Here is an 18,308-nt window from a genome sequence, read left to right as displayed (position 1 = left end):
ACGTCCCTCCCGCCCACCCGACCAGACCGGAGCTCGTGGCACCGGTCAGGGTCGACCGCGCGGGCGTCGACGGTCCCACGCGGGGGCAGGCGCGCGGCCCCCGGTGGCGTACGTCCAGTCGCGGGTTGGTCGTACCCGCCCACGTGCCGGTCTCGTCCCACCAGCGCACCCTCGAGGCCAGCGCGGTCCTCGCCGCCGACGAGGCGGTCACGGGCTGGGCGGCGCTGGACTGGCAACGGGCGCGGTGGTTCGACGGCACGGTCGACGGCTCGACCCTCCGCGACGTACCCCTCGTCGCGCGCCGGCACCTGTGGGCGCAGCCGGGTTTCAGCGTGAGCCAGGAGTTCCTGCACCCGGACGAGATCGTCGTGGTCGACGGGGTGCCCCTCACGCGGGCCGTGCGTTCGGTGACGTTCGAGATGAGGTACGCCGAGGGGCTCACCGCTGCGGTCGAGGCCATCGACATGGCGTGCTATTCCGACCTGGTGTCGCTCGAGGAGGTCTCGGCCCACGTCGCCGGGCTCGGACCGGTCACCGGCATCCAGCAAGCGCGCGACGCCCTCGGGGAGGCCGACGAGAACTCGTGGTCGCCGCGCGAGACGCGCATGCGCGGCGTGTGGACGAGGCGGGCCGGGCTGCCGCGTCCGCTCACCAACCGCCCGGTGTTCACGCTCGAGGGTCAGCACGTCGGCACGCCGGACCTTGTCGACCCCGTCAGCGGCCTGGTCGGGCTGTACCACGGCGACAGCCACCTCAGCCTCGTCGGCGCGTCGAAGGACAACGTCCAGGATGCCGAGTTCAGGGCCCTCGGGCTGGAGCCGGTCGCCATGTTCGCGACCGACTGGCGCGACATCGACGCGTTCGCCCGCCGGCTGTGTGAGGCCGCGACGCGGGCGTCGGCACGGACAGGTGTCCGGCAGTGGACGCTGGAACCGCCGCGCTGGTGGACCCCGACCCACACGGTCTCCCGTCGCCGAGCGCTGGACGCCCGCCAACGCCGGCGCTTCCTCCGCTACCGCGACGTGGCCTGACCGCGTACGCCTGACGTCCCCGCCCGGTCGGGCCCGCCCGGTGGGCCCGCCCGTCCCGTCGCGGCTGCGGCGGGGTAGTCCAGTGAGGTGTGGTGGTCCTCCAGCCCTGTGGGCAGCCACTACTCACTGGACTACCCCGAGGAGTCAGCCACTACTCACTGGACTACCGCAGCGGGCGGGCGGATCCACCCGCCCGACGACCGATTGGCGGGCCCCCGCACCCGCGCCGTACGATCGCCGCAGGCGTTGGAGCCGTCATCAGCGGCGAGCCTCGGGAAGAACAGGTGCGGCGATCCGGCCGCGGCCCCACTAGAACCCGACGGGTAGGCCCGACACAGCCGCAACGAAGGGGGGGTCCCCGGACCCCAAGCGAGGTGGTACCGCGGCAGACGTCGTCCTCGTGTCAGCAGACCGACACGAACGACGCACCGCGAGGAGCACCCCAGATGGCCTACCCGAAGGTCTCGCACACCGACGCCACCACCGTCGCCAGCAGCCCTCGCTTCCCGGAGATCGAGGAGGCGGTGCTCGCCTACTGGGCCTCCGACGACACCTTCCGGGCGAGCGTCGAGCAGCGCGACGCCGGCGCGGACGGCGAGAACGAGTTCGTCTTCTACGACGGCCCGCCGTTCGCCAACGGCCTGCCGCACTACGGCCACCTGCTCACCGGCTACGTCAAGGACCTCATCCCGCGCTACCAGACCATGCGCGGGCACAAGGTCGAGCGCCGCTTCGGCTGGGACACCCACGGCCTCCCGGCCGAGCTCGAGGCGATGCGCCTCAACGGCATCAAGACCACCGACGAGATCGTCGAGCTCGGCATCGAGAAGTTCAACGAGGCCTGCCGCCAGTCGGTCCTGAAGTACACCGGCGAGTGGCGCGACTACGTCACCCGGCAGGCGCGCTGGGTCGACTTCGACAACGACTACCGCACGATGAACCCCGAGTTCATGGAGTCGGTCATCTGGGCCTTCAAGCAGCTGCACGACAAGGGCCTGGTGTACGAGGGCTTCCGCGTGCTGCCCTACTGCTGGCAGGACGAGACGCCGCTGTCCAACCACGAGCTGCGCATGGACGACGACGTCTACCAGGTGCGGCAGGACCCCGCGGTCACCGTGGGGTACGACGTCACCACCGAGGGCCCGTTCCGGGGTGTCAAGGTCCTGGTCTGGACGACGACGCCCTGGACCCTGCCGTCCAACCTCGCGGTCATGGTCGGCGAGGACATCGACTACGTCGTGGTCAGCTCCGACGGCCCGACCGGCAGCCCCGAGCGCTACCTCCTCGCCGAGGCACGCCTGGCGTCGTACGCCCGCGAGCTGGGCGACGAGCCGGAGGTGACGTGGCGCGGGAAGGGCAGCGACCTCCTCGGACTGGAGTACGCCCCTCCGTTCTCCTACTACGCCGGCCACGAGCGGGCCTTCCGCCTCGTGCCGGCCGAGTTCGTCACGACCACGGACGGCACCGGCCTGGTGCACACCGCCGGCGCCTTCGGTGAGGACGACAAGGTCGTCACCGACCGCGAGGGCATCGAGGCCGTCATGCCGGTGGGCAAGGACGGGCGCTTCACCTTCCCGGTCACCGACTACGAGGGCATGCAGGTCTTCGACGCCAACCTGCACGTCATCGACCACCTCAAGGCCGCCACGAAGGGCGCCGGCGAGACCGGCTCGGTCACCCCGGGCACCGTCCTGGTCCGCCGCGAGACCTACGACCACTCCTACCCCCACTGCTGGCGCTGCCGGCAGCCCCTGATCTACAAGGGCGTGTCGTCCTGGTTCGTCGAGGTGACCCGGGTCAAGGAGCGCCTGCTGGCGCTCAACCAGGAGATCCGCTGGGTCCCCGAGCACATCAAGGACGGCCAGTTCGGCAAGTGGCTGGAGAACGCCCGCGACTGGTCGATCACCCGCAACCGCTTCTGGGGCAGCCCGGTGCCGGTGTGGAAGTCCAACGACGAGCAGTACCCCCGCGTCGACGTCTACGGCTCGTTCGAGGAGATCGAGCGCGACTTCGGACGGCTGCCGCGTGACAAGGACGGCAACCCCGACCTGCACCGACCCTTCGTCGACGAGCTGACCCGGCCCAACCCCGACGACCCGACCGGCAGGTCGACGATGCGTCGCGTCACCGACGTCCTCGACGTGTGGTTCGACTCGGGCTCGATGTCGTTCGCCCAGGTGCACTACCCGTTCGAGAACAAGGACTGGTTCGACCACCACTTCCCCGGCGACTTCATCGTCGAGTACATCGGCCAGACCCGCGGCTGGTTCTACACGATGCACGTCCTGGCCGGCGCGATCTTCGACCGCCCGTCGTTCTCGACGTGCCTGAGCCACGGCATCGTCCTGGGCAACGACGGTCAGAAGATGTCGAAGAGCCTGCGCAACTACCCCGACGTCCGCGAGGTCTTCGACCGCGACGGCGCCGACGCGATGCGCTGGTTCCTCATGTCGAGCCCGATCCTGCGCGGCGGCAACCTCGTCGTCACCGAGCAGGGCATCCGCGACTCCGTGCGCCAGGTGCTCATCCCGCTGTGGAACAGCTGGTCCTTCTTCAGCCTGTACGCCAACGCGGCCGCCGGCGGGGCCGGTCACGACGCGCGGTGGCGCACCGACAGCGCGCACCCGATGGACCGCTACATCCTGGCCAAGCTGCGCGACCACGTCGCGGCGATGACCGACCAGCTCGACAACTACGAGGTGGCCGCGGCCTGCGACTCCACCCGCAGCTTCCTCGACGTGCTGACCAACTGGTACATCCGCCGGTCGCGGGACCGCTTCTGGGACGAGGACGCCGACGCCTTCGACACCCTCTACACCGTGCTCGAGGTCGTCTGCCGCGTCACCGCGCCGCTTATGCCGCTGACGACCGAGGAGGTCTGGCGCGGCCTCACCGGCGAGCGGTCGGTGCACCTCACCGACTGGCCCGCCGCCGAGGCACTGCCGGCCGACGACGCGCTGGTCGCCTCGATGGACACCGTGCGCGACGTCTGCTCGGCCGGGTCGGCGCTGCGCAAGGCCGCCAACCTCCGCAACCGGCTGCCGCTCTCCGGGCTCACCGTCGTCAGCGACGCCGACCTCACCGGCTTCGACTCGCTGGTCGCGGACGAGCTCAACCTCAAGTCGGTGACGCTGCTGGCGAGCGACGCGCCCGAGGCGGAGTCGTACGGCGTCTCGCAGCGCCTCACCGTCAACGCCCGCGCCGCCGGCCCCCGGCTCGGCAAGGACGTCCAGCTGGCCATCAAGGGCTCGAAGTCCGGTGACTGGTCGGTCGCGGAGGACGGCACGGTGACCGCAGGCGGTCTCGCGCTCGTCGAGGGGGAGTACGCCCTCGAGACGGTGGCGGGCACCGCGGACGACGACACCGCGATCGGCATGCTCCCGCGCGGGGGCTTCGTCGTCCTCGACACCGCGGTGACGCCCGAGCTCGAGGCCGAGGGCACCGCCCGCGACCTCGTCCGGGCCGTCCAGCAGGCCCGCAAGGACGCCGGCCTCCAGGTCAGCGACCGGATCGACCTCACCATCGCCGGCCCCGAGGCGACGCTCTCGGCGGCGCGCACCCACGAGGCCCTCATCGCCGAGGAGACGCTGGCCACCTCCGTCGTCTACGACGACGCCGGCGAGGTCGGGGTGCGTGTGAGCCGCGCCTGACGGGGGTAGATGCGGGGCGGGACGAGCACCACAGGGGGAGGGGCACATGGACGCACCCAGCGACATCGACGCGCTCGCCGATGCGCTGCGCGAGGACGGCGTGGTCGTCGACCGCGTGGTGGGCTCGGGCGAGGCGCAGGACGCGCACGACCGCATCGCCGCACTGGTGCGCGAGACGCCGTTCCCGGTCTACGTCGCGCTCGTGGAGACGCCGGACGGGCTGCCGGACGACTCCACCGCCGCGGGCGACGCCCTCGCCGGCCTGCTCAACCGTCGGCTCGGTGACGGGCTCTACGTCATCGACATGACCGACGGCGCCCAGCGGGTGTGGTCCTTCGGGCTCGACGCGGACCCGTCGCGTCTCAGCCTCGCGGCCTATGCCAACAAGGACGCCCTCGAGGAGGCGATCGCCGCCCTCGCAGGTCCCCAGGGCACCGAGGGCTACGTCTACCCGCCCCCCACGGTGCTCGCGGAGGCGACCGTCCTGACCGCCGAGGAGATCGTGGAGGTCGGGCGGCAGGAGGCGAGCGACGACTACCCGGCGACGCTGGCCGGGGAGGATGCCGAGCGGCTCGCGGAGCGCGCCGTGCGTCTCGACGCGGTCGCCGGGTGGCGGCCGGGCATCGACGAGTTCGTCGAGGTGCGCACCGCCTCGGCCGGCCTCTCGGCCCTCGTCGGCAGCCTCGCCGGCCTGGTGGTCGCGCTCCTGCTCGGCCAGACGCTGAGCGGGTGGCCCCGTCGCCGTCCTGTGCTCGACGACCGACCCGGGAAGCGGCCGGGCGGGCGAGGGACCGGCGGCCCGGGCCGCGATCGGAAGCCCTCGCAGCAGGTCCCCGCGGTCCCGTCCGCCGACGCCGAGCGGCGCATCGCCCGGGCCCAGGTCGAAGCCCTCGGCCGAGCACTATCGGCGACGGACTGGGAGGAGGTGCGCGACCGCGACACGGCCGGCCGGGCGCTCGCCGCGCGCGACGCCGTCGAGCCGCTGCTGGACTCGTCCGACGTCGCCGACCTCATCGGCGCGCAGGTGCTCGCCCGGACCGGGTCGCGCGACCTGGCCCGGGGCACCCGTGGCAAGGGTGCTGCCCTGCGCACCTGCTTCTTCGACCCGCGCCACCCCGAGGCCGGCAGCGTCGCGAGGTGGCGGCTCGGAGAGGGCGAGGTGGAGGTGCCGTGCTGCGCCGCGTGCGCGAGCGCGGTGGTGCACGACGGGACCCCCGAGCACCTCCGCCTGCCCGCCCGCCGCGGCGCGCAGCCCTACTGGGAGCGCGACGACGTCTGGGCGCGCACGGGGTTCGGTGCGATCACCGACTTCCTGGCCCGCGACGTGCTGGCCGACCGCGAGGCCCGGCGATGACGCGGCGCTCACGGGCGCAGCGCCCCATCCGGATCCGCCGGGTCGCCGGGTGGGCGGCCGGCGTGGCCGTCGGCGCGGTCGTCGGCGTGCTGCTCGCCACGACGACGCAGGACTGGCAGGAGGAGCGCGAGGCCCGGGACGTCGAACGGCGCGCCGAGGTCTTCGGCCGCACCGACGAGGTGCCGGCGCCGGGCGACGCCGTCCGGTCCCTGCTCGCGCAGGACTCCCTCGTCGCGATCGACCCCCTGCTCGCCGACCGCCTGCCCGAGGACGACGTACGCCGTGCCGAGGCGATCCTCGCGGAGTCACCGGTGCCGGCTCGCATCGCCTACCTCACCTATCCCGACACCACCGACGACGGCTACACCACCAGCGGCGCGGCGGCCCAGTGGAGCACCGGTGTCGGCGAGGAGGGCCACTACGTCGTGCTGTGGGACAACGGGAACCGGGAGTCCGTGGCCGTCGGGCTCGAGACGCACTACGTCGAGACCCGCACCGACGGCCAGCCCGGTCCGGCCCTGATCCGCGTCGCTGCCGAGATGGCGGCGTGGGAGGCCGAGGCGCTCCCGACGGCGCCGGCCGAGCCGAACGACTCCGACTACTGGGGCGGGGTGGGCGGCGGCATCGCCGCTGCCGGCCTGTTCGGTACGTTCATCGTGCTGCCGCTGTTCGCCCTCCTGCGGTGGTACGTCGGGTCGCGACGACGGAAGGTCTCCTGATGAGCAGCGAGCAGATCAGCGACGACACGATCGCCGAGATCGAGCAGGAGCTCGACGGCGACGGCGTGTGGATCGACCCCGTGTTCGCCCGCAGCCACGACATCAGCGCCGACGACGAGGCACGCATCGAGGCGGCCGTCGCGGCGACGGACCGCGCCGACCTCAACGTCGTGCTCGTCGAGGTGTCCAACGGTGACGACCGTTTCCAGGGCAGCTTCGGCAGCCTCAGCGCCTGGATCCACGACAGTCGCGGCGGCGACGCCACCTACGTCGGGTGGGAGCGGTACGCCTCGCCCCAGGTCACCGTCGACGCCTACGGTGACCAGCCCGGGACGCTCTACGCGGACAGGGTCGCCGCGCACGAGGTGGGCACCGACGTGGCGGACCAGGTGGTCCGGATCGCCGAGCTGGTGGAGGACGGCAACGCCCAGACCCTGTGGGACGAGATCCCCGACGACGAGAAGTACTCCTGGACCGCCGACGACGGGGTGCAGGCCTCCGAGGTGCTCGGCGGCGCGGGCATCGTGGCCGTGCTGGCCGCCCTCGTCGCCGGTGTCGTCGTGCTCCGGCGGCGGCGCCGGGCCCGCCCGCGGGGGTTCACGCTGCCCAGCACCGTCCTGCACACGATCCGCAGCGCCGAGGACCGCCGCCTGCGGCAGCAGGCCGACGCGGAGGTGCTCGCCCTGGGCGAGGCGATCGGGCGCGGCGAGCCGTCCGGCACCGCCCACGCCCTCGCCGCGTGGCAGCAGGCGCTCGACCACTACGCCGCCGCGCGGTCGATCCTGTCCCAAGAACCCGCCCCCGCCGACGTCGTCGGCGCCCTGGTCCTCGCCCGGCGCGGCGACGACGCACGGCGACGCGCCGAGCAGCGCAAGCCGTCGGCGTGGGAGCCGCCGGTCCGCTGCTGGTTCAACCCGCTGCACGACGGCCCGACGACACGGGTCACGTGGCGCGACGACGAGAGGGAGGTCGACGTACCCGCCTGCGACGCGTGTGCCGCCGACGTCCGGGCAGGACGCGAGCCCGACGACGTCCTCGACCTCATCCAGGGTGATCGCACCGTCCACTACTACCGCCTCGACCTCGGTGCGTGGACGCGTACCGGCTACGGCTCGCTCGACCGCGACCTGCTCGGAGCGCTGCGCACGACCCGGGCCACCGGGCGTCGGCTCGGGCGCTGACGCGCGGCTGGTTGAATCGGGCCCATGGCAACCCTCGACCTCTCGGCCGACGTCGTCTCGCTCACCCGGCAGCTCGTCGACATCTTCTCCGTCAGCCACCACGAGCAGGAGATCGCGGACGCGGTGGAGGCGGCCCTGGTCGCGCTCCCGCACCTCGAGGTCACCCGGCGCGGCCACACGGTCGTCGCCCGCACCGACCTCGGCCGCACCGAGCGGGTGGTGATCGCGGGCCACCTCGACACCGTGCCGCTCAACGACAACCTGCCCGCCCGGCTCGAGGACGGCGTCCTGCACGGGCTCGGCAGCTGCGACATGAAGGGCGGCGACGCGGTCATGCTCAAGCTGGCCGCCGACGTCACGAGCCCCAACCGCGACCTCACCTTCGTCTTCTACGAGGCCGAGGAGGTCGACTCGGTCCACAACGGCCTGCGCAAGCTCACCGAGAGCGACCCCGGGCTGCTCGAGGCCGACTTCGCGATCCTGATGGAGCCGAGCAACGCGTCGGTCGAGGCGGGCTGCCAGGGCACGATGCGCGTCGACGTGCGTACGACCGGTGAGCGTTCGCACAGCGCGCGCAGCTGGAAGGGCGTCAACGCCATCCACCTCGCCGCGCCGGTGCTCGCGCGGCTCAACGACTACGTCGCCCGCGAGCCCGAGATCGACGGCCTGGCCTACCACGAGGGGCTCAACGCCACGGGCATCCGGGGCGGGGTGGCCGGCAACGTGATCCCCGACGAGTGCGTCGTGGAGGTCAACTTCCGCTTCGCCCCCGACCGCAGCGAGGCAGACGCCGAGGCCTACGTCCGCGACTATTTCGACGGCTTCGACGTCACCGTGACCGACATGGCCGCCGGTGCGATGCCCGGCCTCGACCGTCCGGCGGCGCAGGCGTTCGTCGAGGCCGTCGGGGGCGAGGTCAACCCCAAGTTCGGCTGGACCGACGTCGCGCAGTTCACCAGGCTCGGCGTCCCGGCGGTGAACTTCGGCCCCGGCGACCCGATGTTCGCCCACAAGCAGGACGAGCACGTGCCCACCGAGCACGTCGAGCGTTGCGAGCGGATCCTCAAGGAGTGGCTGGCATGACCGACCGCACCCACGACCGGATGTCCGGTCCCGTCGTCGAGCGCCGCGGACAGGTGCGCGAGGGCAGCACCACCGACCAGCGGCTGCTCGACTCCCGCGGGCCGACCGACTGGGTCCACACGGATCCGTGGCGCGTGCTGCGCATCCAGGCGGAGTTCGTCGAGGGCTTCGGTGCGCTCGCCGAGCTCGGCCCGGCGATCGCGGTGTTCGGCTCCGCGCGCACCCCGGCCGACCACCCCCACTACGCGGTCGCCGAGGAGGCCGGCCGCAAGCTCGTCGAGGCCGGCTTCGCGGTGATCACCGGCGGCGGTCCCGGAGCGATGGAGGGCGCCAACAAGGGCGCCTGCGAGGCGGGCGGCATCAGCGTCGGCCTCGGCATCGAGCTGCCCTTCGAGTCGGGGCTCAACCAGTGGGTCGACAAGGGCATCAACTTCCGCTACTTCTTCGCGCGCAAGACCATGTTCGTGAAGTACTCCCAGGGCTTCGTCGTCCTGCCGGGCGGCCTCGGCACCCTCGACGAGCTCTTCGAGGCGCTGACGCTCGTCCAGACGCAGAAGGTCACGTCGTTCCCCATCGTGCTCCTCGGCACCGACTACTGGAGCGGCCTGATCGGCTGGCTGCGCGAGACCGCGCTCGCCGAGGGCAAGATCAACGCCACCGACCTCGACATGATGGTGCTCACCGACGACGTCGACGAGGCCGTCGCCCTGATGGTCGCAGCCCGCGAGGACCGTTGGCCCACCCCGGCGCCGAAGCGACCCGAGTAGGAGTGCGCCGATGATGTGGCTGTTCGCGATCCTCGTGGTGCTCGTCATGGGCGGCATCGCCCTGGTGGCGGCCGGCCACGGCGGCTCGATGCCGCCCGCCCACGACGACCGACCCGACCTCGCGCTGCCCGTCGACCGGCCGGTCGGCGCCGAGGACCTGCGCCGGGTGCGCTTCCCGCTCGCGCTGCGCGGCTACCGGATGTCCGAGGTCGACGCGCTCCTCGCGCGGCTGGCCACCGAGCTCGAGGCACGGCCCGAGCGCTGGGCGGGCGGGCCGGACTCGTCTGGCGAGCCCCCGCGCGACTAGGGCAGACTCCCCGGTCATGTCGTTCCCGATCGTCGTCTGGATCCTCACGGCGCTGGCCGCCGTGGCGGTCGTGCTGACCCGACTGCGCCTCGGCGGCGAGGGTGCGGCCGGCCGGTTCTCGATCAGCCGCCGCCTCCCGGTCGTGCACTTCGTGGCCGGGACGATCGCCCTCGTGCTGTGGGTCGCCGTGCTCGTCGCCCCCGAGGACTCCTTCTTCGACGGCCCGCTGTTCGGCATCGCGGCGATCGCGTTCTGGTGGGTGACGGCCATCTGCGGCCTGTTGATCCTGGCCCGCTGGCTGCCCGCGAGGGGACGTCACGTCCCGGAGGTCACCGGCGACTCGTGGAGCGACGGGCCGGGCCTGTCCCTGCTCGCCCACCTCGGCATGCTGGTCGGGGTGCTCGTCTTCACCTACGCCTACCTCGACGCCGCGGTCTGATGCCTCGCCTCCTCGGGGCGCACGCCGCCGCACTGGGGCTGCTGGCCGGGGTGCTCGCCGCCGTGGCGCCCGCGGCAGCCGTCGAGGCAGATCCCCAGCGCCCCGCCGTCGTCGAGGTCCGCACCCTGGGCCACTCGGTCCAGGGGCGTCCGATCCGCGCCTGGCGGCTCGGTGAGCCCGGCACGCGCCGCATCGTGCTCGTCTCCACCATGCACGGCAACGAGCCGCACACCCGGCGGATCCTCGAGACGCTGCGCGACGGCCGCGCCGTCCGTGGCGTCGACCTGTGGGTCGTCCCGACCTACAACCCCGACGGGCTCGCCCGCGGCTCGCGCCGCAACGCCCGCGGGGTGGACCTCAACCGCAACTTCCCCTTCCGGTGGAAGGACCTCGACGGCAGCCACGAGTCCGGGCGCAGGCCGGGCAGCGAGCCGGAGACCCGCGCGGTGATGCGCTTCCTGCGCGAGGTCGACCCGATGCGGGTGATCAGCTTCCACCAGCCGCTGAACGGGGTCGACACCGACACCAAGGACCCCCGCTTCGCCCGCAGGCTCGCCCGGGGGCTGCGGCTGCCGCGCACCCGCCTGGACTGCGGCGGCCTGTGCCACGGCACCATGACCATGTGGTTCAACCGCCACTTCCGCGGTGCCGCCCTGACCGTCGAGTACCCCGCCCGCCCCTCGCGTCACCGGATGACCGTGCAGGCCCCGCGCCAGCTGCTGCGGGTGCTGCACGCCCACCGCACCCGTCAGGGGTAGTCCGCTGCGGACGGCCGCTCCGCGAGGTCGTACGACCGGCCTCTCGCAGCGGACCATCTCGGCCACCATCCCGGCGACCGTCCCGGCGCGGGGTGGTCACCGGCCCCGGTAGACGGGCTTCTCCTTCGCGACGAACGCGTCGACCGCGGCCAGGTGGTCCTCGGTGCCGCCGGTGAGCGCCATCTTGTCGGCCTCGAAGGAGAGGGAGTCCTCCAGCGAGTGGCCCGCGGCGTACGCCACCGCCTGGCGGATCGAGCCGTAGGCGACGGTCGGGCCGGACGCGAGGCGGGCCGCGAGCTCGCCGACGGCCTGCTCCAGCTCGTCCGCCGGCACCACCTGTGTGGCGAGGCCGAGCTCCAGCGCCTCCTGGGCCGAGACGGTGCGCGGGAAGTAGAGGAGCTCCATCGCGCGGGCACGGCCGACCAGCCGCGGCAGCGTCCAGCTCGATCCGGTGTCGCACGACAGCGCGACCCCGGCGAAGGACGTGTTGTAGCCGGCGGTGTCGACGAGGATCCGGAAGTCGGCGGCGAAGGCGAGGCTGGCGCCGGCGCCCGCGGCCACGCCGTTGACGGCGGCGATCACCGGCTTGGGCATCGTCGCGACGGCCTGGACGATCGGGTTGTAGTGCCGCTCGACGGTGTCGGACAGGGGCACGTCGGCCTCGCCCTTGAGCCCGGCGAGGTGCTCCTTGAGGTCCTGGCCCACGCAGAAGGCGCGTCCGCTGCCCGTCAGCACCACGCAGCGCACGGCCGGGTCCTCGGCGACCTGCTCGACGCTCGCGCGGAGCAGGTCCTTGGTCGCGACGTCGAGCCCGTTCATCGCCTCCGGCCGGTTGAGCGTGATCGTGGCGATCCCGTCCTCGACGTGGAGCAGGACGGGAGGCGCGTCGGGACCGGTGCCGGTGGTCGAGGTCGTCATGGGGGAAGTCTGCCCGACGATCATCCGGGCTCGGAGCGACCTGTGGTGCCGATCACGCGGGTCATGAGGGATAATGGAGTCGTACGACGCCGATCGGGGCGGCCAGGCACGACACAGCCGCTCCGATCGTCATGTGAAGAGCCACATCCATTGATGGCTGAACAGGAAGAGGTGCGCCGATGGCCGCCATGAAGCCCCGCACGGGCGACGGACCGCTCGAGGTCACCAAGGAGGGACGAGGCATCGTCATGCGCGTCCCGCTGGAGGGCGGTGGGCGACTGGTCGTCGAGCTCAACGCCGAGGAGGCCACGTCTCTCGGTGACGCCCTCAAGGACGTCGTCGGCTGATCGTGCGCGCGACTGCACTGCCGACGCAGGTCTCTCCTCCGGAGTTCGCCCTCAGCCCCGCCCTGCCGCACCAGATCGGCGGGGCTGAGGTCTGGGCCTTCCCGGTCCTCCCCGACGAGGACGGACCGCTCCTGGGCCCGGGCGCCGACGAGGCTGCCGAGGCCCTCGGGATCGACCTGCTCGCCGCCCTCGAGGCCGCCCGCGCCACGGGCCGTACGGGCGAGGTCACGACCGTCCCCGTCGGCGGCGCCGCGGCCGAGTCGGTGGGCCTGGTGCTCCTGGTCGGCGTCGGGGAGGCATCGGTCACCGACTTCCGCCGCGCCGGCGCGACGCTCGCCCGAGCGACCAAGGACCGCGCCAGCGTCGTCACGACGCTCGCGGCCATCGCCCCCGACGACGGGCTCGAGGCCTTCGTCGTCGGTGCGATGCTCGGCTCGTTCGCCTTCCACTGGCGCTCGACCGGCCCCAAGGAGCGGCCGGTGGCGCGGATCGTGCTCGCCGACGTCTCCGACGACGGCGCCGACGACGAGCTCGCCCGCGCGATCGCGCACGGTGGGGCCGGCTGGCGCTCGCGCGCCCTCGCCACCGTCCCGGCCAACCTCAAGACCCCGGCCTGGCTGGCCGAGCAGGCCGTCGAGGTGGGGGAGGCCGCCGGCCTCGACGTCACCGTCTGGGACGCCGCGCGCCTGGAGGCCGAGGGCTTCGGCGGGATCCTCGCCGTCGGCGGCGGGTCGGTCAACGAGCCCCGGCTGATCCGCATGGACTACACGCCGCGCGGTGCCAGCAAGAAGTCGCGGTCGATGCCGACCGTCGTCCTCGTCGGCAAGGGCATCACCTTCGACACCGGCGGCCTCGACATCAAGCCCAGCGAGGGCATGCTGACGATGAAGCGCGACATGAGCGGCGGCGGCGCGGTGATCGCGACGATGGCCGCGCTGCGCGACGTCGACTGCCCGGTGCGCGTCGTCGGCCTCGTGCCCGCGGCGGAGAACGCCGTCAGCGGCTCGGCGATGCGTCCCGGCGACGTCATCACCCACTTCGGCGGCCGCACCTCCGAGGTCAACAACACCGACGCCGAGGGACGCCTCGTCCTGGCCGACGCGATGGCGTACGCCGTCAGCGAGATCGCCCCGGCCGCCCTGGTCGACATCGCCACCCTCACCGGCGCGATGAAGGTGTCGCTCGGCCAGTGGACGGGCGGCTACTTCGCCAACGACGAGGCGCTCGCCGAGCAGGTCGCGTCCGCCGCCGCCACGTCCGGCGAGCTGGCCTGGCGGATGCCGCTGGTCGCCGACTACGAGGAGAAGGTCGCCTCCCGGATCGCCGACGGTGACAACGCCGCCGGTGGCGCGGGTGCGATCACGGCCGCCCTGTTCCTCCAGCACTTCGCCGGCGACGTCCCCTGGGCGCACATCGACTTCGCCTCCGCGGCCGAGTCGCCGGCCGACCGCTACGAGTGGACGGCCGGGCCCAGCGGCTGGGGCGCGCGCCTGCTGCTGACCTGGCTCGGCTCGGACGACCCCCTGGCGGGGATCGGCTGATGCTCGGCCTCACCGTCCGCTGGTCGCTCGTCGGGGCGCCCGAGGGCACGGAGGAGCGGCTCGCGGCCTACGTCGCCGAGACCTCGCACGCCCGCTTCAGCCAGATGGCGGGGCTGCGCCACAAGACCTGGCGCCAGGTGCCGGGCGAGTGGTTCGAGGGCTGCTACGTCTTCGCCACCGACGGGGCGCGCGAGGAGTTCCAGCGCACGTTCACCGCGGGGGCCGACGAGTCGCCGGGGTCGCAGATCGTCGGCGCCCCGCCGATCCTCGTCGAGGCCTGTGACGTCGTCGCGGTCGCCGAGGGCCGGGACGGTTTCCTGGCCGCCCCGCGCGCCCAGGGCTGAGCAGGCTCAGGCCTCGGGAGCCCACTCCTTCTTCGCGGCGAGCAGGCCGTCGCCGACCGGCAGCAGGACGGGCACCAGCGCCTCGTGCTCGAGGATGCTGCGACCCAGGTCGCGGATCGCGACCGTCTCCTCGTCGCGCTGGGCGGGGTCGGCGACCCGGTCGTGCCACAGGGCGTTGTCGAACGCGACGATCCCGCCGGGACGCAGCAGGCGCAGCGCCTCCTTGAGGTAGGCGGCGTACTCCCGCTTGTCGCCGTCGCAGAACACCAGGTCGTAGTGCCCGTCGGTGAGCCGGGGGAGCACGTCGAGGCCCGCCCCGGCGATGGTGCGCGCCCGGTTGCCGGGGATGCCGGCCTCGGTGAACGTCTCCTTGGCGAGGCGCTGGTGCTCGGCCTCGATGTCGACGGTCGTCAGCACGCCGTCCGCGCGCATGCCGCGCAGCAGCCACAGGCCCGAGACGCCCGTGCCGGTCCCGATCTCGACCACCGCGCGGGCGTCGAGCACGGAGGCCAGGAAGCGCAGCGCGGCCCCGACGCCGGACCCGACCGGGGTGACCCCGACCTCCTCCGCGCGGCTGCGGGCCGCGGCGAGGATCTCGTCCTCGACCACGAACGACTCGGCGTAGGACCAGCTCGCGGTCTTGATCGGCGCGGTTGTGTTCGGCACGCGGCGACTCTATCGCGCAGCGGCCGCCCCACGTGGCCGGGAACACACGCGGCACCTCGCTCGTTGGAGGCAGTGATCCGGACCGCGTTTCTTGGCCGGAGCGCATGAGGTTCACAGGGAACTCTCAGGCGGCATCCCTAGCGTCAGGAAGGACAGCGAACCGTTGCAGCTGCGGTCGAGGAAGACGAACCAGGGAGCACCCGTGGGTGATCAGGTCGACACGAGCACCGCCGTCCCGACGTGGGACGAGGTCGTCGAGCAGCACTCCGACCGCGTGTTCCGCCTCGCCTACCGCCTCACCGGCAACCGGCCGGACGCGGAGGACCTCACGCAGGAGGTCTTTGTGCGCGTCTTCCGCTCCCTCGACTCCTACACGCCCGGCACGTTCGAGGGCTGGCTGCACCGGATCACGACCAACCTGTTCCTCGACGGCGCCCGGCGCAAGCAGCGGATCCGCTTCGACCCCCTCTCCGACGAGCGCGCCGCGCGGCTGACCAGCACTGCGCCGGCCCCCGAGCTGGCCCTCGCCGACCAGACCTTCGACGACGACATCGAGTCGGCCCTGGCCACGCTGCCCCCCGACTTCCGCGCCGCGGTGGTGCTCTGCGACGTCGAGGGGCTCAGCTACGAGGAGATCGCCGAGATCATGGGTGCCAAGCTCGGCACCGTCCGCTCGCGCATCCACCGTGGCCGCACCATGCTGCGCAAGGCCCTCGCGCACCGCGAGCCCGCCGCAGGCCGCGAGCGCTACCGCGGGGTGGTGTCCTGATGACGCACCTCGGCCCGCGCGTCAGCGCGCTGCTCGACGGCCGGCTCGCGCCGGACGAGGAGGAGCGCTGCTGGAACCACGTCCACGCCTGCCACGCCTGCCGTGACCTCGTCGAGCAGGAGGGCTGGGTCAAGACCCAGCTCGCCCAGCTGTCCCTCGGCCCCTCCACGTGCTCGCCCTCGCACGACTTCAAGTCGACGCTGATCGGCCGCTGCCCCTCGTCGCAGCCCGGTGGCGGCTCGCTCGCCGCGCCGCGCTTCCCGACCGCACCGCGCCCGCGTCGCGGCCTGGTGGCCATCGGCGGCGGCGCCGCGAGCGCCTGCGTCGTGGGCGTGCTGGCCCTCGGGGTCGCCGGCACCCCGCGCATCGAGCCCCGGCCCCCGGTCACCGACCTGAGCCGGCCGACCGGTCCCGCGACCCCGGCCGTCAACGTCGACGACCGGGCCACGCGCGGGCCCGTCTCACCCTCCCGGACGCCCCTGGCCGAGCGGCTCGTGGCGATCCGGGAGAAGATCGCTCCGTGAGCGACGAGCACCGGCCCGACGACCAGAGCCCCGACCCGACCCCGGCCCAGCAGGAGCCGACGGCCGACGAGCAGCCCGCGTGGCCCGCCGAGGAACCCACCCAGCCGCTCGCCGGCTGGCGCTCCCGCGACGCCGAGCCCGTCACGCCCGCCGAGCCCGCTGAGCCCGTCACGTCCGCCGGACCTGCCGAGCCCGTCACGTCCGCCGGGCCTGCTGAGCCGACCGCGCCGATCGAGCCGACCGCGCAGCCCGAGGGGCGGGCGTACGGCCACCCGGCCGCTCCCGAGCAGCGTGAGCCCGTCGGGCAGACCGGTGACGGCATGCTCGCCGGCCCTCCGCCCCACCCGGGCGCCTACGGCGAGCCGGCCGCGCCGACGACGCCGTACCCGACGACCCCGCCGCCTCCCGGACCCGGACCGCATCAGACCGTCTACTTCGGCCCCGGCCCGCAGCCGCGCCCGGCGTACGCCCCGGCGGCGCCGTCGCGCAAGCTGCCGCTGTGGGTGTGGCCCGCCCTGGCTGCGCTGGCCCTCGTGGTCGGCATCCTCGGCGGCCTCGCCGGTGGGGCGATCCAGGACGAGCTCGCCTCCCAGCGCGGCACCAACGACAACGGCCTCGGCGGCGTACGGACCCAGACCGCGGCGCCCCTCGAGGCCGACAACGGCTCGGTGTCGGCGGTCGCGCAGGCGCTGCTGCCCAGCACCGTGCAGATCGTCGCCGAGTTCGACGGCCAGGCTGCCGGGGCGACCGGCTCGGGCTTCGTGCTGGACCGCGACGGCCACGTCGTCACCAACAACCACGTCGTCGCCTCGGCCGCCGAGGACGAGGGCCCGATCGTGGTGATCGACCACGAGGGGGAGCGGCACGAGGCGACGGTCGTCGGCCGGAGCGCGGTCTACGACCTCGCCGTGCTGAGCGTCGACGGCGCGGCCGGCCTCGAGCCCGCCGCCCTGGGCGCCTCCCAGGTGCTGCTGGTCGGTGACCCGGTGGTCGCGTTCGGCGCGCCGCTCGGGCTCAGCCAGACCGTGACGTCCGGCATCGTCAGCGCGCTCAACCGACCGGTCACCACCTCGGGGGAGTCCGACGACGAGTCGTCCTACATCAACGCCGTCCAGACCGACGCGGCGATCAACCCCGGCAACTCCGGCGGTCCGCTCGTCAACCTCGCCGGCGAGGTCGTCGGCGTGAACTCCGCGATCGCGACCAACGGCGGCGCGTCGGGCGAGGCCGGCAACATCGGTGTCGGCTTCGCCATCCCGATCGAGCAGGTGCGCACCACGGTCGACCAGATCCTGCGCACCGGCCGCGCGGAGTACCCCGTGATCGGGGCGACGGTGCGCACGGGCCGCGACCCGAGCTCCGAGGGTGCCACGATCACCGAGGTCATGCCCGACACCCCCGCCTCGCGGGCCGGGCTGGAGACCGACGACGTGATCACCCGGGTCGGGGACCAGCCGGTCAGCGACGGCATCGCGCTCATCGTCGCGATCCGCACCCACCTGCCGGGCGAGGCCGTCGAGATGACGGTCGTCCGGGGCGGTGAGGAGCAGGTCGTCGAGGTCGAGCTCGACGGCAAGGTGGGCTGAGGCCGACGCGGGCCGCGGCCCGGCCCCGGCTCAGTCCGTCGGCGCCTGCTCGGGCGTCCCGGCGGCCTCGGCCTCCACGAAGGGGTGCCGGTCGACGAAGTCGCGGGTCTCGGCGTACATCCGCTGGATGAACTCCTCCAGCTGGGCCCGCTCGACCCGCCACTGGCCGCGACCGCCGATCTTGATGGCCGGGAGCTCCCCGCGCCGGACGAGCGCGTAGACCTGCGCGCCGGAGGTGTTGAGCACCTCGGCGACGTCGGCGAGCGTCAGGAAGCGGGGGTCGTCGGCCATGGCCCCATCGTGCCACCGGCGTGATGCCTCCCG

19 protein-coding genes are annotated in these 18,308 nt (G+C 73.3%); 16 read left to right on the top strand and 3 right to left on the bottom strand.

Going from position 1 to position 18,308, the window contains the following annotated elements; genetic code table 11:
• Positions 1–35: 35 nt before the first annotated feature.
• The 10 genes from F4692_RS02105 (at position 36) to F4692_RS02060 (ending at position 11,289) form a co-directional block, all read left to right on the top strand.
• On the top strand, positions 36–1,031 hold the full coding sequence (locus F4692_RS02105; protein ID WP_179617982.1) for a hypothetical protein: 996 nt from the start codon (positions 36–38) through the stop codon (positions 1,029–1,031).
• A 446-nt stretch (positions 1,032–1,477) separates the two neighbouring features.
• Entirely contained in the window at positions 1,478–4,681 is a 3,204-nt protein-coding gene (ileS, locus tag F4692_RS02100; protein ID WP_179617981.1) for an isoleucine--tRNA ligase, read from the top strand.
• A gap of 46 nt (positions 4,682–4,727) precedes the next feature.
• On the top strand, positions 4,728–6,035 hold the full coding sequence (locus tag F4692_RS02095; protein WP_179617980.1) for a hypothetical protein: 1,308 nt from the start codon (positions 4,728–4,730) through the stop codon (positions 6,033–6,035).
• A complete protein-coding gene (locus tag F4692_RS02090) occupies positions 6,032–6,754 on the top strand; it encodes a hypothetical protein (RefSeq protein WP_179617979.1) in 723 nt (240 codons plus the stop codon). Before F4692_RS02095 ends, F4692_RS02090 begins: the two co-directional genes overlap by 4 nt.
• A complete protein-coding gene (locus F4692_RS02085) occupies positions 6,754–7,935 on the top strand; it encodes a hypothetical protein (protein ID WP_179617978.1) in 1,182 nt (393 codons plus the stop codon). Before F4692_RS02090 ends, F4692_RS02085 begins: the two co-directional genes overlap by 1 nt.
• 24 nt (positions 7,936–7,959) lie before the next feature.
• A complete protein-coding gene (gene dapE / locus F4692_RS02080; RefSeq protein ID WP_179617977.1) occupies positions 7,960–9,018 on the top strand; it encodes a succinyl-diaminopimelate desuccinylase in 1,059 nt (352 codons plus the stop codon).
• Positions 9,015–9,785, top strand: a complete 771-nt coding sequence (locus tag F4692_RS02075) for an LOG family protein (RefSeq protein WP_179617976.1) — start codon at positions 9,015–9,017, stop codon at positions 9,783–9,785. The genes dapE and F4692_RS02075 overlap by 4 nt, the downstream gene beginning before the upstream one ends.
• Before the next feature lie 10 nt (positions 9,786–9,795).
• Entirely contained in the window at positions 9,796–10,092 is a 297-nt protein-coding gene (locus F4692_RS02070) for a DivIVA domain-containing protein (RefSeq protein WP_257029437.1), read from the top strand.
• Positions 10,093–10,108: 16 nt separating this feature from the next.
• Positions 10,109–10,531 carry a hypothetical protein gene (locus F4692_RS02065; RefSeq protein WP_179617975.1) on the top strand — a complete coding sequence of 141 codons (423 nt, stop codon included), beginning with the start codon at positions 10,109–10,111 and terminating at the stop codon, positions 10,529–10,531.
• A complete protein-coding gene (locus tag F4692_RS02060; protein ID WP_179617974.1) occupies positions 10,531–11,289 on the top strand; it encodes a M14 family zinc carboxypeptidase in 759 nt (252 codons plus the stop codon). The genes F4692_RS02065 and F4692_RS02060 overlap by 1 nt, the downstream gene beginning before the upstream one ends.
• A 96-nt stretch (positions 11,290–11,385) precedes the next feature.
• On the opposite strand, the gene F4692_RS02055 is transcribed toward F4692_RS02060, so the two are convergent.
• Complete coding sequence (locus tag F4692_RS02055) at positions 11,386–12,207, bottom strand: enoyl-CoA hydratase/isomerase family protein (protein ID WP_179617973.1); 822 nt, start codon at positions 12,205–12,207, stop codon at positions 11,386–11,388.
• Between the two features lie 179 nt (positions 12,208–12,386).
• Here F4692_RS02055 and F4692_RS02050 point away from each other — a divergent pair, with 179 nt between their 5' ends.
• From F4692_RS02050 to F4692_RS02040, 3 genes are read left to right on the top strand one after another with little or no spacing between them, the layout of a single operon-like run.
• Positions 12,387–12,554 carry a DUF3117 domain-containing protein gene (locus tag F4692_RS02050; RefSeq protein WP_179617972.1) on the top strand — a complete coding sequence of 56 codons (168 nt, stop codon included), beginning with the start codon at positions 12,387–12,389 and terminating at the stop codon, positions 12,552–12,554.
• A 2-nt stretch (positions 12,555–12,556) separates the two neighbouring features.
• The gene (locus F4692_RS02045; protein ID WP_179617971.1) at positions 12,557–14,095 is read left to right on the top strand and encodes a leucyl aminopeptidase family protein; all 1,539 of its coding nucleotides are present in this window, start codon (positions 12,557–12,559) and stop codon (positions 14,093–14,095) included.
• Positions 14,095–14,439 carry a hypothetical protein gene (locus F4692_RS02040; RefSeq protein WP_179617970.1) on the top strand — a complete coding sequence of 115 codons (345 nt, stop codon included), beginning with the start codon at positions 14,095–14,097 and terminating at the stop codon, positions 14,437–14,439. The genes F4692_RS02045 and F4692_RS02040 overlap by 1 nt, the downstream gene beginning before the upstream one ends.
• 6 nt (positions 14,440–14,445) lie before the next feature.
• Here F4692_RS02040 and F4692_RS02035 read toward each other — a convergent pair whose 3' ends face one another.
• Positions 14,446–15,105, bottom strand: coding sequence for an O-methyltransferase (locus tag F4692_RS02035; RefSeq protein WP_179617969.1), 660 nt, complete (start codon positions 15,103–15,105; stop codon positions 14,446–14,448).
• A gap of 202 nt (positions 15,106–15,307) precedes the next feature.
• On the opposite strand from F4692_RS02035, the gene sigE reads away from it, so the two are divergent.
• Genes sigE through F4692_RS02020 form a run of 3 tightly spaced genes read left to right on the top strand, consistent with a single transcriptional unit; the run spans position 15,308 to position 17,984 of the window.
• The gene (sigE, locus tag F4692_RS02030; protein ID WP_374757288.1) at positions 15,308–15,874 is read left to right on the top strand and encodes an RNA polymerase sigma factor SigE; all 567 of its coding nucleotides are present in this window, start codon (positions 15,308–15,310) and stop codon (positions 15,872–15,874) included.
• Positions 15,874–16,398, top strand: a complete 525-nt coding sequence (locus F4692_RS02025) for an anti-sigma factor (protein WP_179617967.1) — start codon at positions 15,874–15,876, stop codon at positions 16,396–16,398. The genes sigE and F4692_RS02025 overlap by 1 nt, the downstream gene beginning before the upstream one ends.
• Complete coding sequence (locus F4692_RS02020) at positions 16,395–17,984, top strand: S1C family serine protease (protein WP_179617966.1); 1,590 nt, start codon at positions 16,395–16,397, stop codon at positions 17,982–17,984. Before F4692_RS02025 ends, F4692_RS02020 begins: the two co-directional genes overlap by 4 nt.
• A 30-nt stretch (positions 17,985–18,014) precedes the next feature.
• On the opposite strand, the gene F4692_RS02015 is transcribed toward F4692_RS02020, so the two are convergent.
• Positions 18,015–18,275 carry a helix-turn-helix domain-containing protein gene (locus F4692_RS02015; RefSeq protein ID WP_179617965.1) on the bottom strand — a complete coding sequence of 87 codons (261 nt, stop codon included), beginning with the start codon at positions 18,273–18,275 and terminating at the stop codon, positions 18,015–18,017.
• Positions 18,276–18,308: the final 33 nt, after the last annotated feature.

It is taken from the genome of Nocardioides cavernae, from assembly GCF_013410035.1.
In the GTDB taxonomy this organism is placed as follows: domain Bacteria; phylum Actinomycetota; class Actinomycetes; order Propionibacteriales; family Nocardioidaceae; genus Nocardioides; species Nocardioides cavernae_A.
This window is presented reverse-complemented; position numbering and strand designations above follow the sequence as displayed.

Bases quoted from the DNA above. Each gene is read 5' to 3' on its own strand.
- ileS (WP_179617981.1), top strand. From the start codon at position 1,478: ATGGCCTACCCGAAGGTCTCGCACACCGACGCCACCACCGTCGCCAGC.
- F4692_RS02095 (WP_179617980.1), top strand. From the start codon at position 4,728: ATGGACGCACCCAGCGACATCGACGCGCTCGCCGATGCGCTGCGCGAG.
- F4692_RS02090 (WP_179617979.1), top strand. From the start codon at position 6,032: ATGACGCGGCGCTCACGGGCGCAGCGCCCCATCCGGATCCGCCGGGTC.
- F4692_RS02085 (WP_179617978.1), top strand. From the start codon at position 6,754: ATGAGCAGCGAGCAGATCAGCGACGACACGATCGCCGAGATCGAGCAG.
- dapE (WP_179617977.1), top strand. From the start codon at position 7,960: ATGGCAACCCTCGACCTCTCGGCCGACGTCGTCTCGCTCACCCGGCAG.
- F4692_RS02075 (WP_179617976.1), top strand. From the start codon at position 9,015: ATGACCGACCGCACCCACGACCGGATGTCCGGTCCCGTCGTCGAGCGC.
- F4692_RS02070 (WP_257029437.1), top strand. From the start codon at position 9,796: ATGATGTGGCTGTTCGCGATCCTCGTGGTGCTCGTCATGGGCGGCATC.
- F4692_RS02065 (WP_179617975.1), top strand. From the start codon at position 10,109: ATGTCGTTCCCGATCGTCGTCTGGATCCTCACGGCGCTGGCCGCCGTG.
- F4692_RS02060 (WP_179617974.1), top strand. From the start codon at position 10,531: ATGCCTCGCCTCCTCGGGGCGCACGCCGCCGCACTGGGGCTGCTGGCC.
- F4692_RS02055 (WP_179617973.1), bottom strand. From the start codon at position 12,207: ATGACGACCTCGACCACCGGCACCGGTCCCGACGCGCCTCCCGTCCTG.
- F4692_RS02050 (WP_179617972.1), top strand. From the start codon at position 12,387: ATGGCCGCCATGAAGCCCCGCACGGGCGACGGACCGCTCGAGGTCACC.
- F4692_RS02040 (WP_179617970.1), top strand. From the start codon at position 14,095: ATGCTCGGCCTCACCGTCCGCTGGTCGCTCGTCGGGGCGCCCGAGGGC.
- F4692_RS02025 (WP_179617967.1), top strand. From the start codon at position 15,874: ATGACGCACCTCGGCCCGCGCGTCAGCGCGCTGCTCGACGGCCGGCTC.
- F4692_RS02015 (WP_179617965.1), bottom strand. From the start codon at position 18,275: ATGGCCGACGACCCCCGCTTCCTGACGCTCGCCGACGTCGCCGAGGTG.